We start from the raw sequence: 15,807 nt of genomic DNA, 5'->3' as shown, positions 1-15,807 counted from the left end.
CGCCGCCCTCACGCCCCGGCGAAGAACCCGCCCGGCGCGATCCGGTCGCTGAGCCGCTGCGCGTAGTGGTCGAAGAACACCCGCGCGACGAGCTCCCGCCGGCTGCCGACGCCCGCCTTCTCGAACACCGCCTTGAGGTGGTCCTGCACCGTCCACGGCGACAGGTGCAGCGCGCGGCTGATCTCCTGCGTGCTCTCGCCCTGGAGCACGCCCGCCACGACCTCCTGCTCCCGGCCGGTCAGCCCGAGCGCGGCGACGACGAGCGGCACGATCTCCGGCGGCCGGGCCTCCTCGATCGTCACGACGACCTGCCGGGGCCGGCCGTCCGGCCCGCTGAGCGGCGCGGCGTGCACGACCAGCCACTCGCCCGCCGGGGTCCGCACCCGCAGGCGCGGGACGGTGCCCAGCCGCCCGGCGGCCAGCGCGCGCGCCGCGGCGGTGATCGCCGCGACGGGGTTGGGCAGCGCGCCCCAGCCGGCACCGCCGAGCTCCGACAGCCGCACCTCCGCGGGGGGGCTGAGCCGGCTCACGGAGTCGTCCGCCTCGACCACGAGCACCGCGGGCCCGAGGAGGGGGGCGGCACGCTCGTCGGCGGCACCCGCCACCACGGCCGTCACCAGGCCCGCGCGCACGCCGAGCGCGATCGTCGGCGCCATCCGCGCGAGGAACGCCGCCTCCGCCGGGCTGAACCCGCCTGCGGCACCGCTGCGGTACAGGGCGACCGCGGCCCACGGAGTGCCGTCGGCCAGCGCGGCGGCGCGCATCTCGTGGTCGAGCGCCCAGTGCGGGACGAACACCTCGCGGTGCCGGCTGCTCCGCCGCGGGTCGCCTCCGGTGTCCTCCGCGAGGATGCCCACGGGGTGCTCCCGCCGGGCGAGCGCGAGGAACAGGTTGACCTCGTCGGTCACGTACTCGTGCCGGAGGAACTCGGCGTCCATCTCGTCGCCGAGGTTCCGTTTGACGGACCCGGTCAGCAGGCCGGTGTCCGGGTCGACCGGGCCGATGCACGCGGCGTCGAACGGCACGGCCGCGCCGAGCAGCTCGGTCGCCTCCACGGCGAACGCGCGCCACCCCAGCCCGGAGCGGGCCAGCGCCTCGAGCCCGCGCTGCACGGGCTCCGTGCGGAGCGTCGTCATGCTCCCGATGGTGCTCCAGTCCGGATCGTCCGGAAAGCCCCATTTTCCCGGCGGGGACCGTGCGTGGGAGGACGGGGTCGCGACCACCCAGGTTCCTGGGATACCGCGGCCGTCCCGGCGCCGGGACGCTCGTCGGCATGGTCACGGAGATCACGGCCCCCGAGCCGCTCGACACCACGCTCCTCGACGAGCTCCGCGCCGCCGTCACCGGCGCCGTGCTCGATCCCGGCGACCCGGAGTGGGACGTCGCACGCCTGCCGTGGAACCGGCTGGTCGACCAGCAGCCGCTCGCCCTCGTGGTCGCCGCGGACGCGTCCGACGTCGCGGCCACCGTGCGCTGGGCCGCGCGCCACGGCGTCACGGTCAGCGCCCAGCCCAACGGCCACGGCGCGAGCAGGGCCCTCGACGGCACCGTGGTCGTGCGGACCGCCGCCCTCGGCGACATCTGGGTGGACGCGGACGCCCGCGTCGCCCGGGTCGGCGCCGGGGTGAAGTGGGGCGACCTGCAGGCGGCGCTCGACGGCACCGGCCTGACCGCGCTCATCGGCTCCAACCCGGACGTCACCGTCGTCGGCTACAGCCTGAGCGGCGGTCTGTCCTGGTTCAGCCGCGCTCACGGCCCCGGCGCCCAGTCGATCCGCGCGGCCGAGGTCGTCGACGCCTCCGGCGCGCTGCGCTGGGTGCGGTCGGACGACCCCGCGGACGCGGACCTCCTCTGGGCGCTGCGCGGGGGCGGCGGGGAGTTCGCGCTCGTCACCGCGCTCGAGCTGGACCTGCACCCGGCGCCGCAGATCCACGGCGGCCTGCTCGGCTACCCGGCCGAGGCCGCGGGGCCGGTGCTCCGCGCGTTCCTCGAGCTCACGCGGTCCGCGCCGGAGGAGCTGACCGCCTGGTTCACGCTCATGCACCTGCCGGACGCGCCGTTCATCCCGGCGGAGCTGCGGGGGCAGTCGCTCGCGGTCGTCACCGCGACCTACCTGGGCGACGCCGCGGCCTGCGAGCGGCTGCTCGCGCCGCTGCGCGCCGCCGGGCCGGTGCTCCGGGACACCGTCCGGGCCGTGGCGCCGGGTGAGGTGGGGCTGCTCGCGGAGGAGCCCGTCGACCCGGTCCCGGCCATCCTCGCCGGCACCCGGCTGCACGGCTTCGACGACGACGCGGCCGCCGAGCTGCTCCGCGTCGCCGGCGCGGGCAGCGGCACCCCGCTGCTCCAGGTGCAGCTCCGGCACGTCGGCGGCGCCCTCGCCCGGGAGCGGGTGCCCTCCGCGGCCGGCACCGCCGACGAGCCCTACCTGCTCACCGGGCTCACGATCGTGCCGAGCCCGGACCTGGCGCCGCTGGTGTCCGCGGCGCTGGACCAGCTGTTCACGACGTTCGCGCCGTGGAGCACGGGCACCGCGCCGCTCACGTTCCTCGACCGGGACGAGTCGATCCGGCGGGCCTACCCGGCCGCGACGGTCGACAGGCTGCGGGCGGTCAAGGCCGCGGTCGACCCCGCGGGGATCTTCCGGGGCAACCGCCCGGTCGACGCCTGACGCGCGCGGCGCGCGGGCCGGTCCCCGGCAGGGGGGTGGGCCGGCCCGCGCGCCCGCGCGTCCGGGGGTCAGCGGCCCGCCGATGCCGCCCAGCGGATCAGCGGCCACTGCAGCGGCAGCCGGGCGAGCGTGATGCCCGCCCGCACGGCGGCGCCGCGGCTCCGGCGCCGGGCCAGCCCGCGCACGCCGTCGACGGCCATCTGCACGTTCGCCGGGAACACGGCGGCGAGGAGCGCCGCGCTCGCGGGCCCCGCGACGCGCCGGGTGGCGGGGAGCACCAGCCCCGCGGCGCACGCGAGCTCCGCGACGCCGGACACGAGCACGAGGTCCCGCGGGCGGGGGAGCGCGCGCGGCACGGCCGGCTCGAACACGCGGGGCCGGACCAGATGCACCACGCCCGAGACGAGAAAGGCGGCGGCCACGACGCCGGCGCCGCGGGTGAGCGGGCGGGCGGGGGCCGGTGCGGCGGCGGTCGGCAGGCTGCGGGTCACGCGCCCATCCTCGCCGCGTGCGCCCCCGCGGGCACCCGGGCCAGACTGGGGCGATGACCGCACGGCGCTGGGTGGTGCACGGACAGGTGCAGGGGGTCGGCTACCGGGCCTCGATGGCCGCGGAGGCCCGGCGGCTCGGCGTCACGGGCTGGGTGCGGAACCGCGCCGACGGCACCGTCGAGGCGCTGGCCGAGGGGTCGGCCGACGCGGTGGCGGCGCTCGCGGCCTGGGCGCGCGAGGGTCCGCGGTTCGCCGACGTGACGCGCGTGGAGGAGCAGGACGCGGCCCCGGAGGGGTCGACGGCCTTCACGATCGCCGGCTGACCGCGGCCCGGGGCCTGCCGGCGCCGGCGCCGGCCCCGCCGGTTCGGTGCGTCTCGCCGGGTTCGGTACCCACGAGCACCGAACCGGGCGGGGAGCACCGAACCCGGCGGTGGGCCGGACGAGCGAGACCGTCAGGCGCCCGGGACGATCACCGCGCGCCCGCGGACCTGGCCGGCGTGCAGCCGCTCGTACGCCTCCGGCGCCTGGTCGAGCGTGAACTCCTCGACGTGGATCGTGATCGCGCCGCGCTTCGCGAGCTCGACGACCTCCATCAGCTCCGTGCGCGAGCCCCAGTTGATCGCCCGGCCGTTGACGTCGAGCGGCACGGTCGTCTGGCCGATCCGCACCGCGCCGGACGCGACGCCCACGACCACGACGTCGCCGCCGACGCGCACCATGCCGCCGGCCAGGTCGGCGGTCGGCTGGATGCCGACGAAGTCGAGGACGACGTCGGCGCCGAGCCCGCGGGTCAGGCCCTTGACCGACTCGATCGCGTCCGGGTTCGACAGGAAGGCGTGGTCGGCGCCGACCTCGCGGGCGAACGCGAGCTTGTCCTCGGCGACGTCCAGCACGACAACGGTGCTCTGGGTCAGCGCCTTGAGGATCTGGATCGCGACGTGGCCCAGGCCGCCCGAGCCGATGACGACGGCGGTCGTGCCGGGCGTGAGGCGGTGGAGCGCGGACTTCACGGCGCGGTACGGGGTGAGGCCGGCGTCGGTGAGCGAGACGTTGCGCACCGGGTCTAGGTCGCCGAGCGGCACGAGGTGCCGGGCGTCGTCGACGACCATGTACTCGGCCATGCCCCCGTCGGTGAAGATGCCGGGCGCGCGCATGCCCTGCTCGCAGTTCTGCTCCTCGCCCGAGGCGCACGCGTAGCAGCGGCCGCAGCCCCACGGGCCGTACACCAGGACGCTCTCGCCGACCTCGACGCCGTGCACGCCCGCGCCGACCTGCTCGACGACGCCGGCCACCTCGTGGCCCAGCGTCAGCGGCAGCGGCTTGAAGGAGTAGTCCTCCGCGGAGGCGCCCATGATGAACTCGTCCGAGTGGCAGGCGCCGGCGGCGGTGACGCGCAGCAGCACCTCCGACGGGCCGGGCGTGGGCTTGTCGACCTCGACCAGCTCGGGGCGGGCGCCGATCGTGCGGTACTGCAGGGCCTTCATGGCAGCGACCTCTTCCTCCGGGACGACCCCCGGATCGGTGGTGGACACAGCCACCATACGCTTGAAGTGTCAACTACCGGGCGGTCGGATTCGTTGCAGCCTGCCGCACCGTCGCGTGTGTCACAGGTCACGTCTACGGTCGGAGCATGAACGTCGTCCTGATCCCGGGTTTCTGGCTCGACGCGTCCTCGTGGGCGCCGGTCTCCGCGGCCCTGGAGGCCGCCGGGCACACCCCGCACCCCGTCACGCCGCTGGGCGCCGGCGGCGCGGCGGACGAGGTCGCGGGCCTCACGATCGCCGATCAGGCGCGCGCGGTCGCGGAGCTGATCGACGGCATGGACGGCCCGTTCGTGGTCGTCGGCCACAGCGGCGGAGGGGCGGTCGCGCACGCCGTGGCCGACCTGCGGCCCGACCGCGTCGAGCAGGTGGTCTACGTCGACAGCGGCCCGCTCGGCGAGGGCGGCGTCGTCAACGACGAGCTGCCGGTGGTCGACGGCGTCGTGCCGCTGCCGGACTGGGGCGTGTTCGAGGAGGAGGAGCTGGAGGGGCTGACGGACGAGATCCGCGCCGACTTCCGAGCCCGGGCGCTCTCCGTCCCGCCGCTCGTGGCCAACGGCCCGCAGCGCCTGCACGACGAGCGACGGTACGAGGTCCCCGTCACGGTCATCACCTCGACCATGCCCGAGGCGGTGCTGCGCGACCTCATGGCGAAGGACCACCCGTACGTGCGCGAGCTCGCGCGCATCCGGGACGTGACGGTCGTCGAGCTGCCGACCGGGCACTGGCCGCAGCTCAGCCGCCCGGACGACCTCGCGGCGGCGGTCGTCGCCGCGGTCCAGGGCGAGGCCGACGCCGAGGAGGCCATGGCCGTCCCGACGTGAGTTTGCTATGGCTGACTAAAGTAAAGTCGGTCATAGCAAAGTCGGTCATGGCGAACTCGGCGCCAGTCACGGTCGACGGGATCGCCGAGTGGACCCCTTCGTCTCACCCTCCTGCCAGCGTGGATGACACGTCAGGTGCGCGTCACCTACCATCGGCCGCGACCCGCCGGAGCCGCGGGCCGCGACAGGGGACCGCGGCACGCCACGCCGCTCCGGGGCGGGCGGAAGGGCCCGCGTCGCCGCGGGCGTGGCAGGCGGACCCCGGAGAACGGCACCGTGATCAGGATCGGCATCGTCGAGGACGACGCGGCGAGCGCCGCGCTCCTCCTCGACCACCTGCGTCGGTACGAGCGGGACCACGGCGAGCAGTTCGACGTCACCCGGTTCGCCGACGGCGCCCAGGTCGTCGCCGGTTACCGGCCCGTGTTCGACATCCTGCTGCTGGACGTCGAGATGCCCGAGCTCGACGGGTTCAGCGCCGCCGAGAAGATCCGCCAGGTCGACCGGGACGTCGTCATCGTGTTCATCACGAACATGACGCAGTACGCGATCAAGGGCTACGAGGTCGACGCGCTGAGCTACGTCCTCAAGCCCGTGCCGTACTTCGCGTTCTCGCAGGAGATCAAGCGGTCGATCGCGCGGCTGCGCCGCCGGTCGGCCGACTACCTGCTGCTGACCGTCGACGGCGGCCTGGTGCGGGTCGCGACCGACGACATCGTGTTCCTGGAGTCGGCCAAGCACCGCACGACGGTGCACACGGTCGACGGCCGGTACTCGGTGGTCGGCCCCCTGAAGTCGCTGGAGGCGGAGCTCGAGGGCAAGAGCTTCTTCCGCAGCAACAGCGGCTACCTGGTGAACCTGCGGCACGTGCTCGGGGTGCAGGGCAGCAGCGCGCTGATGGTCGGTGGGCACGACCTGCTGATCAGCCGCCCGCGGAAGAAGGCGTTCCTCGCGGCGCTCACCGACTACCTCGGGGCGCGGCACGCGTGATCATGGAGACGCTCCCGGACATCCCGCGGGTCCTCACGGGCATCGCGGAGTGGGCGGCGTGCCTGCTGTACGTCCTGCTGCGCCGCCAGCGGCTCCCGGTCCGCCGCCTCGTGCTCGTCGCCGCAGCCGCGCTCGGGGTGCTGGTCGCGGTCCAGGAGCTCGCGGACCAGCTGCCGCTCGCGCTGTGGTCGCTCGGCATGGCCGCCGCGGTGGCGGCGATGTTCACGTTCATCGTCACGGCCGCGCGGGTGTCGGCGCGGGACGCGGGGTACTTCGCCGCCCGCGCGCTGGTGCTCGCCGAGCTGGTCGCGGCGCTGCACTGGCAGATGCACTGCTTCTTCTTCCTGCCCGAGGGCCGGCCCGGGGTCGCCTGGCAGGTGGCGTTCGGCGTGGTCATGTACGTCGCGTCGTTCGTGCTGGTGTACCTGATCGAAACCCGGCACTTCCGCCCCGCCCAGCCGCTCGAGGTGTCGTTCGGCGAGCTCGCCTCGGCGGTGGCGATCGCGCTGGTGACGTTCTTCATGAGCAACATCAGCTTCCTCAACGCGAACACGCCGTTCAGCGGCCGCCTGGGGCTGGAGATCTTCTACATCCGCACGCTGGTGGACCTGTGCGGGTTCGTCGCGCTGTACGCGCAGCAGGGCCAGCGGCTCCAGCTCCGGGCGCGCGCGGACGTCAAGGCCGTCGACGAGATGCTGCGCCGCCAGCACGAGCAGTACTTGCAGTCGAAGCGCAGCATCGAGGTCGTCGACCGGAAGTACCACGACCTCAAGCACCAGATCGCGGTGCTCCGCGCGGAGAGCGACGAGGGCAAGCGGGCGTCCTACCTGGACGACCTGGAGGCCAGCGTGTCCGGGTACGCCGCGCAGGCGCGCACCGGCAACGGGGTGCTCGACGTCATCCTCACGTCCAAGAGCCTGGAGTGCGCCGAGAAGGGCGTCGACCTCACGTACGTCGCGGACGGCGCGACTATCGACTTCATGTCGGCGATGGACGTCTCCGCGGTGTTCGGCAACGCCCTGGACAACGCGATCGACGCGGTGATGGCGGTGCCGGAGCCGGAGAAGCGGCTGATCAAGGTCGCGCTGTACGCCACGGGCGGCTTCGTGCTCGCGACGTTCGAGAACTACTTCTCGGGGACGCTGCGGACCGAGGACGGCGCCATCGTCACCCGGCGGGCCGACCGCGACCGGCACGGGTACGGGCTGAAGTCGATCCGGCACACGGCGGAGAAGTACGGCGGCTCGATGACCGTGAGCGCGGACGACAGCTGGTTCGCGCTGCGGATCCTGCTGCCGGTCCCCGCGACCAGCCGCACCGACGACCCCGGCGCGCTCGCGCGCTGACGCGCCGCGGGGGCCGCCGGGCTCAGCCCAGCGCCACCCGCGCCGCCAGCGCCGGCGCCGACCGCTCCAGCACGGCCCCGCTCGTCCACAGCGACAGCGCCGACGCGATCGCCATGTGCATGTCCAGGTAGAGGTACGACCCGAGCCGACCGCCGAAGTGCACGTCGGGCTCGTCCTCCGCGAGCGCGCGGTAGGCGCGCAGCCGCTCCCGGTCCTGCGGGGTGGCGACGGGGTAGTACGGCTCGTCGCCGGGCAGGGCGAACCGGGACCGCTCGCGCATGATCACGGTGCGGTCCTGCGCGTGCCGGTCCTCGCGCTCCGGGTGGTAGTGCCGGAACTCGTGCACCCGGGTGTGCGGGACGTCGAGGTCGGCGTAGTTCATGACGCTGGTGCCCTGGAAGTCGCGGACGGGCAGCACCTCGGTCTCCAGGTCGAGCGTGCGCCAGCCGAGCGGCCCGGCGTGCTCGTCGAAGTACCGGTCGACCGGGCCGGTGTAGACGACGGGCACCTGACCGCGCACGCCGGACCGGCTGAACGGCTGCGACGCGTCGAAGAAGTCGGTGCCGAGCCGGACGTCGATCCGCGGGTGCGCGGCCATCGCCTCGAACCACGGGCCGTAGCCGCGGGCGGGCAGCCCCTCGTGGGTGTCGGCGAAGTACCGGTTCTCGTAGGTGTACCGGACGGGCAGCCGGGCGATCACGGACGCGGGCAGCTCGCGGGGGTCGGTCTGCCACTGCTTCGCGGTGTAGTCGCGGATGAACGCCTCGTACAGCGGCCGCCCGATCAGCGAGATCGCCTTGTCCTCGAGGTTCGTGGGCTCGCCGCCCCGCAGGCCCTCCGCCGCCTGCTCGGCGACCAGCGCCCGCGCGGCCTCGGGGCCCATCGCGGTGCCGAAGAACTGGTTGAGCGTGCCGAGGTTGATCGGCAGCGGGTACACCGTGCCGGCGTGCGTGGAGTAGACCCGGTGCCGGTAGCCCGTGAAGGCGGTGAACCGGCGGACGTAGTCCCAGACCCGCTCGTTCGACGTGTGGAAGATGTGCGACCCGTACCGGTGCACCTCGATGCCCGTCTCGGCGTCGACGCTGCTCCAGGCGTTCCCGCCGAGGTGGTCGCGCCGGTCGATGACGGTGACCGACAGGCCGGCCTCGGCCGCGCGCTCGGCGACCGTCAGGCCGAACAGCCCGGCGCCGACGACGAGCAGGTCCATGCGGGTTCCTCGGGAGGACGGGGCCGCCGGGGCGGCCGGGTGGCGGGGCGAGCGCCCCGAGTGTAGGGCGCCCGCGAGGGCCCCGTGGCGACGGCCGACGACCCGTGCAGGTTGTGCACCGAAAACGACAGTTCGTGCAGGCGGGAGCCTCAGCGGCACCGGCGGGGGACCGCGTGGTCCCGCCGCCGCCCGCCCCTCCGGCGCGCCGGCCGGCGCACTCCGGGGGCCCCGGTGCACCCCGTCCCGAGACCGCGCCGTGACCCCGCTGTGACCTTGCCGACCGTTTGTGCTCCCGAACCGACAGTCTTTCGACGCCCCGGTCCCAGCGCCCCGCCGCGCTGGTCGACTGGGGCCCGCGACCGCAGGACGAGGACGTCGAGTCACGGGTCGCGATCGGTTCTCCAGGTGCGCTGTGGCGCGCACACGGGACGCCGGCACCGCCCGACGAGGGCGCGGCGCCGGCGGCGCGCGAGCAGAGCCGCGAGATGACAAGGAAGGTCGATGAAGACAACCATCACGGTGCGACGGCGCAACGGCGGGTACGTCAAGGGTGCGGCGGCGGTGGCGGGTCTCGCCCTGTTCGCCCTCACGGCGTGCTCCCCCTCCTCGTCGGACGAGGACACCCAGGCGGGCGACTCCTTCACCACCCGGGAGGTGACCGACGGCAAGACCGAGTTCGTCGTCGTCACGAACCCGGGCGACGGACCCGTGCTGTCCTACGGCAAGGACAGCGGCGTCGAGCTCCTCACCGAGGAGATCGACGGCAAGGAGTACGCCTTCAAGGACATGAACGGCAACGGCGAGCTCGACGTCTGGGAGGACTGGCGCGAGTCGTCGGAGGACCGCGCGGCGGACCTGGCGCAGCACCTGTCCAAGGAGCAGATCGCCGGCCTCATGCTGTTCAGCTCGCACGAGCGCTCCCCCGCGGACGGCCTGACCGACGCGCAGAAGGAGTACATGTCGGAGTCGCGGCTCCGGAACGTGCTCAACGCGGGCCCGAACGACGTCGAGGCGAACGTCACGTGGTCGAACCAGCTCCAGGAGTACGCCGAGGAGCTGGCGACGGACGACGAGCCGTACGTCCCCGTGAACTTCTCCTCCGACCCGCGGTCCACCGCGGAGAGCGGCGGCAACTACAACGCGTCCGGCGACATCTCGCGCTGGCCTTCGAACCTGGGCCTCGCCGCGACGTTCGACACCGAGACGATGACGACCTTCGCGCAGGCCGTCTCGGCCGAGTACCGCGCGCTGGGCATCGGCACCGCGCTCAGCCCGCAGATCGACCTGGCGACCGAGCCGCGCTGGCTGCGCGTCGACGGCACCTTCGGTGAGAACGTCGAGCTGGCCTCGGCCATGGCGACCGCGTACGTCGACGGCTTCCAGACGACGCCGGGCGAGGACGGCTGGGGCGACGAGTCCGTCAACGCGATGATCAAGCACTGGGCCGGCGACGGCCCGGGCGAGGGCGGCCGCGAGTCGCACACCGAGGCCGGCAAGTACGGCGTCTACCCGGGCGACAACTTCGACGCGCACGCCGAGGTCTTCCTGGGCGCGATGGACTCCGCCGCGGTCATGACGGCGTACTCGATCGCCCTGGGCCCGGACGGCGAGCCGCTCGGCGGCGGCGACCGCATGGGCAGCGCGTACGACTCGTACCGCACGGGCCTGCTGCGGGAGAACTTCACCGGCGTCGTCGTCACCGACTGGGGCGTCACCGCGGGCGGGACCACCGACCCCGAGGCGCTCATCGGCACCTCCTGGGGCGCGGACGACCTGACGGTCGAGGAGCGGCACTACGCGATCCTCAAGAACGGCGTCGACATGTTCGGCGGCAACAACGCGGTCGAGCCGGTGCTCGCGGCGTACGACATGTGGCAGGCGGACTTCGAGGCCGGCGAGAACGACGTCGACGCCCAGACCCGGTTCGAGGAGTCGGGCACCCGCATCCTGAACATGCTGTTCCAGCCGGGGCTGTACGAGAACGCCTACCTGGACCTCGACGAGTCGAAGGAGATCGTCGCGAGCGAGGACAAGCTCGACGCCGGCTACCAGGCGCAGCTCGACTCGGTCGTGATGCTGAAGAACGACGCCGACACCATCGCCGCCGCCGAGGCGGGCGACTGGGCCGACAAGACGGTGTACATCCCGCGCAACTACGACACCGGCCAGGCCGGCCTGTTCGGCCCGGGCGAGTACACCGAGGGCCCCGGCCTGACGGTCGAGATCGCCGAGGAGTACTTCGCGAAGGTCGTCACGGACGAGGCCGTCGAGGACGCGGACGGCAAGGTCACGAGCTACACCGCCCCGGACCTGTCCGACGTGGACCTCGTGCTGGTCGGCATGGACAGCCCGAGCTCGGGCGCCGTGTTCGCCAACTCCGGCCACGACGAGACCACCGGTGAGTGGTACCCGCTCTCCCTGCAGTACCGCCCGTACACCGCGGACGGCGAGAACGTCCGGAAGGTCTCGATCTCCGGCGACCTCCTCGCCGACGGCACGCAGGAGAACCGGTCCTACTTCGGCAACACCTCGCGCACGTCGAACGAGTCGGACCTCGACGCGTTCGAGCGCGCCGTGGCCGCCGTCGAGGCGTCCGGCAAGGACATCCCGGTCATCACGGTCCTCAAGGCCAAGAACCCGACCGTCCCGGCCGAGTTCGAGGCGAAGTCCGACGCGATCCTCGTCGGCTTCGGGGTCAGCGACCAGGCGCTCATCGAGACCGCGATCGGCCTCAACGAGCCCCAGGGCCGCCTGCCGATCGGCTTCCCGGCGTCCATGGACGCGGTCGAGAAGCAGCTGGAGGACGTCCAGGAGGACACCGAGCCGTACGTCGACGCGGCCGGCAACTCCTACCTGTTCGGCTTCGGCCTGAACTACGCGGGCCCGATCGAGGGCTGACGCACCCACCGCCCGCGCAGGCGGACCCGCCGTCAGGCGGACCCGGCCGCGGGGTGGGCCCGCGGCCAGCACCCACCAAGGAGCACAGAAGTGAAGCGCAACAAGGCCCTGACCTCCGCCCTCGGCGTCGTCGTCGCCCTCACCGGCGTCTTCGGCCTCACCGCCTGCGGCAGCGACGACGGCGGCAGCAGCAGCAACGACTCGTCCTCGGGCGAGCAGGCGGCGTCCGAGTCGGACATCGCGGAGGACCTGGAGAACGCCCGCACCGCCGTCGCCGACGCGCTGGCCGAGGACGACTCCTGGGCCCAGATCATGCTCGCGAGCGACGTCTCGGCGCCGACCGTCAAGTACGGCCTGCTCGTGGTGCCCTACACCTTCTCGGAGGCGGCGTCCCGCATCCAGGGGACCGTCAACATCGACGGCGGCAAGTACACGATCGACGGGGACTCGGCCGAGACCGGCCAGACCTGGCAGATCGACCAGGACGGCACCATCACCGAGGTGACGGAGTAGTCCTCCGCCCGCCCGTCCGGCCGGCCCCGTCGCGGGGCCGGCCGGGCAGGGCACGCGGCGCGTGACAGTCCGTGCCGCGAAACCGACTGATCGTGCTGCCGCGCCGGACGGCCCCGATCGGCACACCTAGCCTGATCGCCGGTCAGCACTCGAGGAGGAATGCAGTGAACGCCAGGGCGAAGAACGCCGATCGCGCGAAGAGGCCGATGTCGAACAAGAAGTACCTGTGGATCTGGGTGCCGGTGCTCTCGCTGGTCACCGTGATCGCGGTGGTCGCGAACGTCGCGCTCGTCGTCGCCGGCGGCTGGGTCGCCTCCCAGTTCGGCTCGGGCACGTACGAGTTCACGAACGCCGAGGAGTCGGCCGACTGGGACACCGAGTACTACAGCGCGGACTTCGACAGCATCGACGAGGTCGACGCCGCCGCGAAGGAGCTCGTGGAGGAGATCTCCGGCGCGGGCATCGTCCTGGCGAAGAACGAGGGCGCCGCGCTGCCCCTGGCGGCCGGGTCCAGCGTGACCATGCTCGGCCGCGCGGCCGCGGACCCCGTGTTCGGCGGCTCCGGCTCCGGCTCGGTGGACACCAACTCGGCCGTGAACGCGCGCCAGGGCCTGGAGAACGCCGGCTTCACCGTGAACGACGCCGTGTACGGCGCGATCGAGGCGTACGCCGCCGAGAACCCGCGCGGCTTCATCGAGATGGACCGCCCGGACATCTCCACCTACTTCATCGGCGAGATGCCGGTCGACGGCTACGAGGCTCAGTCCTCGTCCTTCGCCGAGTACTCCGACGCCGCGGTCGTCTACATCGGCCGCCCCGGCGGCGAGGGCGGCGACCTGACCCGCGACATGTCCGACTGGGACGACAACGCGGAGCCCGGCCAGCACCAGCTCGAGCTGAACAAGGACGAGAAGGACCTCATCGAGCTCGCCAAGGCGAGCTTCGACACGGTCGTGGTCGTCGTGAACTCCTCGACCACCATCGAGATGGGCGACCTGCAGGCGGACGCCGGGATCGACGCGATCCTGCTCGCCGGCTCCCCGGGCGCCACCGGCCTGAACGCGGTCGGCACCATCCTGTCGGGCGACGTCAACCCGTCCGGGCGCACCTCCGACCTGTGGGCCGCGGACTTCACCGCCGACCCGACCTTCGTGAACTTCGGCGGTTTCCTCTACGACGGCCTGTCGGTGTCGTACCCCGTGTCCGCGGTCGAGACCGCCACGTCGAACGCGACGGTCACCGACGAGGCGCCGTTCGTGAACTACGCCGAGGGCATCTACTTCGGCTACCGGTACTACGAGACCGCCGCGGCCGAGGGCTTCCTCGACTACGACGAGGCCGTCGTCTACCCGTTCGGCTACGGCCTGTCGTACACCGACTTCGCCTGGACCGTCACCGGCACCCAGGCCGGCGAGGTGGACGGCACCATCGCCGTGACCGTCGACGTCACCAACACCGGGACCGTCGCGGGCAAGGACGTCGTCGAGCTCTACTACACCGCCCCGTACACCCCGGGCGGCATCGAGAAGTCCGAGGTCGTCCTCGGCGACTTCGCCAAGACCGGCGTCATCGAGCCCGGCGCGAGCGAGTCCGTGACCCTGGAGCTCCCGGTCGAGGACATGGCGTCCTACGACTACCTGGGCGAGCAGGCCTACGTCCTCGAGGCCGGCGACTACGCGATCTCGGTCCGCACCGACTCGCACACCGTCGCCGCCGGGACCGAGCCGATCACCTACACCGTCGACTCCGACGTCGTGTACTCCGGCGAGAACCACCGCTCCACCGACCTCGCCGAGGTCACCAACCAGTTCGACGACGTCTCGGCGCAGTTCAGCACCGAGCCCGAGGACGGCAAGATCCTGGCGATGTCCCGCGCGGACTTCGCCGGCACCTTCCCGACCGCGCCGACCGGTGACCAGCTGGTCGCGAGCGACGCCGTGGCCGAGGGCTTCGCCGCCTGGGACGTCGAGGCCGAGGCGGACGCCTTCGACGGCGACATGCCCACGACCGGCGCGAGCACCGACCTGTCGCTGATCGACATGCGCGGTCTGGCGAAGGACGACCCGCAGTGGGACGAGCTGCTCGACTCGCTGAGCGTCGGCGACATGACCGACATGCTGCTGAACGGCGCGTACCAGACCGCCGCCATCGGCTCGATCGGCAAGCCGCAGACCACCGAGCCCGACGGCCCGGCCGGCTTCTCCTCCTTCATCAACTCGTCGATCAACGGCGTGGCCTACCCGTCCGAGTTCCTCATCGCGCAGACGTGGGACGTGGACCTGGGCCGCGCGATGGGCGAGATGCTCGGCAACGAGGCGATGTTCAAGGACATCAACGGCTGGTACGCCCCGGCGGCCAACCTGCACCGCTCGCCGTTCGCGGGCCGCAACTTCGAGTACTACTCGGAGGACCCGTTCCTGTCCGGCCTGATGATGACCTCGGTCGCCAACGGCGCGGCGGAGAAGGGCGTGTACACCACGCTCAAGCACTTCGCGCTGAACGACCAGGAGACCAACCGGGTCAACAACGGCATCGCCACCTGGGCGACCGAGCAGACGATCCGCGAGATCTACCTCAAGCCGTTCGAGATGGCCGTCAAGAACATCTCGATGGAGGTCCCGTACCTCGCCGACGACGAGGGCACGATCGAGACGACCACGGTGGGCTCCACCGCGATCATGAGCTCGTTCAACCGCATCGGCGCCACCTGGGCCGGCGGCTCCGAGGCGCTGATGACGGACGTGCTGCGCGGGGAGTGGGGCTTCGAGGGCTTCGCCATCTCGGACTTCAACCTCTACCCGTACATGAACCCGAACCAGAGCATCAGCGCCGGCACCGACCTGACGCTCACCTTCCAGCCGTCGAAGTCGTTCGGGGACACCTCCTCGGCCAAGGCGGTCACGGACATCCGCGAGGCGACCCACAACATCTTGTTCACGGTCGCGAACTCCAACGCGGTGAACGGGCTGGCGCCGGGGGCCACGGTCTCCTACACCCCGCCCACCTGGGTCTACATCCAGATCGGCGCGTCGATCCTGGTCGGCCTGCTCGTCGTGGCCGGTGCGCTGATGGTCACCCGGCGCGTCCTCCGGCACCGGAAGACCGCCGAGCCGGCGGCGCCCCAGGGCGACGCCGAGCCGGTTTCCGCGGGGCACTGACCCGCTGAGCCGCCCCGCCGGGCCGGCAGTGCCCACCACTGCCGGCCCGGCGACCGGGGCCGCGGCCCCCGGCCCCCCCACCCCCCCCCCCCCCCCCCCCCCCGGGCGTGACGGTCGGGGGGGTGGCCCCGCCGGGGGGGGGCGCCCCCCCCCCCCCCTCGGGGGGCGG

At 72.9% G+C, this 15,807-nt stretch carries 12 protein-coding genes; 8 read left to right on the top strand and 4 right to left on the bottom strand.

Annotated elements, in window-relative coordinates; genetic code table 11:
* Nucleotides 1-8: 8 nt before the first annotated feature.
* Nucleotides 9-1,136, bottom strand: coding sequence for a LuxR C-terminal-related transcriptional regulator (locus KVT14_RS15650; protein ID WP_217616506.1), 1,128 nt, complete (start codon nt 1,134-1,136; stop codon nt 9-11).
* A gap of 137 nt (nt 1,137-1,273) precedes the next feature.
* On the opposite strand from KVT14_RS15650, the gene KVT14_RS15645 reads away from it, so the two are divergent.
* Complete coding sequence (locus KVT14_RS15645) at nt 1,274-2,668, top strand: FAD-binding oxidoreductase (protein WP_217616505.1); 1,395 nt, start codon at nt 1,274-1,276, stop codon at nt 2,666-2,668.
* Nucleotides 2,669-2,736: 68 nt separating this feature from the next.
* On the opposite strand, the gene KVT14_RS15640 is transcribed toward KVT14_RS15645, so the two are convergent.
* A complete protein-coding gene (locus tag KVT14_RS15640) occupies nt 2,737-3,159 on the bottom strand; it encodes a DoxX family protein (protein ID WP_308161116.1) in 423 nt (140 codons plus the stop codon).
* 53 nt (nt 3,160-3,212) lie between these two features.
* On the opposite strand from KVT14_RS15640, the gene KVT14_RS15635 reads away from it, so the two are divergent.
* On the top strand, nt 3,213-3,482 hold the full coding sequence (locus KVT14_RS15635) for an acylphosphatase (RefSeq protein ID WP_217616504.1): 270 nt from the start codon (nt 3,213-3,215) through the stop codon (nt 3,480-3,482).
* A gap of 131 nt (nt 3,483-3,613) precedes the next feature.
* Here the strand turns inward: KVT14_RS15635 and KVT14_RS15630 are convergent, their stop codons facing one another.
* On the bottom strand, nt 3,614-4,645 hold the full coding sequence (locus tag KVT14_RS15630) for an NAD(P)-dependent alcohol dehydrogenase (RefSeq protein WP_217616503.1): 1,032 nt from the start codon (nt 4,643-4,645) through the stop codon (nt 3,614-3,616).
* Between the two features lie 146 nt (nt 4,646-4,791).
* Between KVT14_RS15630 and KVT14_RS15625 the strand changes: the two genes are divergently transcribed.
* From KVT14_RS15625 to KVT14_RS15615, 3 genes are all read left to right on the top strand, one after another.
* Nucleotides 4,792-5,526: an alpha/beta fold hydrolase gene (locus KVT14_RS15625; protein WP_217616502.1), complete on the top strand. Its 735-nt coding sequence runs from the start codon at nt 4,792-4,794 to the stop codon at nt 5,524-5,526.
* Between the two features lie 276 nt (nt 5,527-5,802).
* The gene (locus KVT14_RS15620) at nt 5,803-6,516 is read left to right on the top strand and encodes a LytTR family DNA-binding domain-containing protein (RefSeq protein ID WP_210417376.1); all 714 of its coding nucleotides are present in this window, start codon (nt 5,803-5,805) and stop codon (nt 6,514-6,516) included.
* A gap of 2 nt (nt 6,517-6,518) precedes the next feature.
* Nucleotides 6,519-7,862, top strand: a complete 1,344-nt coding sequence (locus KVT14_RS15615) for an ATP-binding protein (RefSeq protein WP_217616501.1) — start codon at nt 6,519-6,521, stop codon at nt 7,860-7,862.
* Nucleotides 7,863-7,884: 22 nt separating this feature from the next.
* Here the strand turns inward: KVT14_RS15615 and KVT14_RS15610 are convergent, their stop codons facing one another.
* Nucleotides 7,885-9,069, bottom strand: coding sequence for a UDP-galactopyranose mutase (locus KVT14_RS15610; RefSeq protein ID WP_217616500.1), 1,185 nt, complete (start codon nt 9,067-9,069; stop codon nt 7,885-7,887).
* A gap of 501 nt (nt 9,070-9,570) precedes the next feature.
* On the opposite strand from KVT14_RS15610, the gene KVT14_RS15605 reads away from it, so the two are divergent.
* From KVT14_RS15605 to KVT14_RS15595, 3 genes are all read left to right on the top strand, one after another.
* Entirely contained in the window at nt 9,571-11,967 is a 2,397-nt protein-coding gene (locus tag KVT14_RS15605) for a glycoside hydrolase family 3 N-terminal domain-containing protein (protein ID WP_217616499.1), read from the top strand.
* A 90-nt stretch (nt 11,968-12,057) separates the two neighbouring features.
* Nucleotides 12,058-12,480, top strand: coding sequence for a hypothetical protein (locus KVT14_RS15600; protein ID WP_217616498.1), 423 nt, complete (start codon nt 12,058-12,060; stop codon nt 12,478-12,480).
* A 164-nt stretch (nt 12,481-12,644) separates the two neighbouring features.
* Nucleotides 12,645-15,638 carry a glycoside hydrolase family 3 C-terminal domain-containing protein gene (locus KVT14_RS15595; protein WP_308161115.1) on the top strand — a complete coding sequence of 998 codons (2,994 nt, stop codon included), beginning with the start codon at nt 12,645-12,647 and terminating at the stop codon, nt 15,636-15,638.
* Nucleotides 15,639-15,807 lie beyond the last annotated feature (169 nt).

This window comes from Cellulomonas sp. GbtcB1 (genome assembly GCF_019091725.1).
In the GTDB taxonomy this organism is placed as follows: Bacteria; Actinomycetota; Actinomycetes; order Actinomycetales; family Cellulomonadaceae; genus Cellulomonas.
This window is presented reverse-complemented; position numbering and strand designations above follow the sequence as displayed.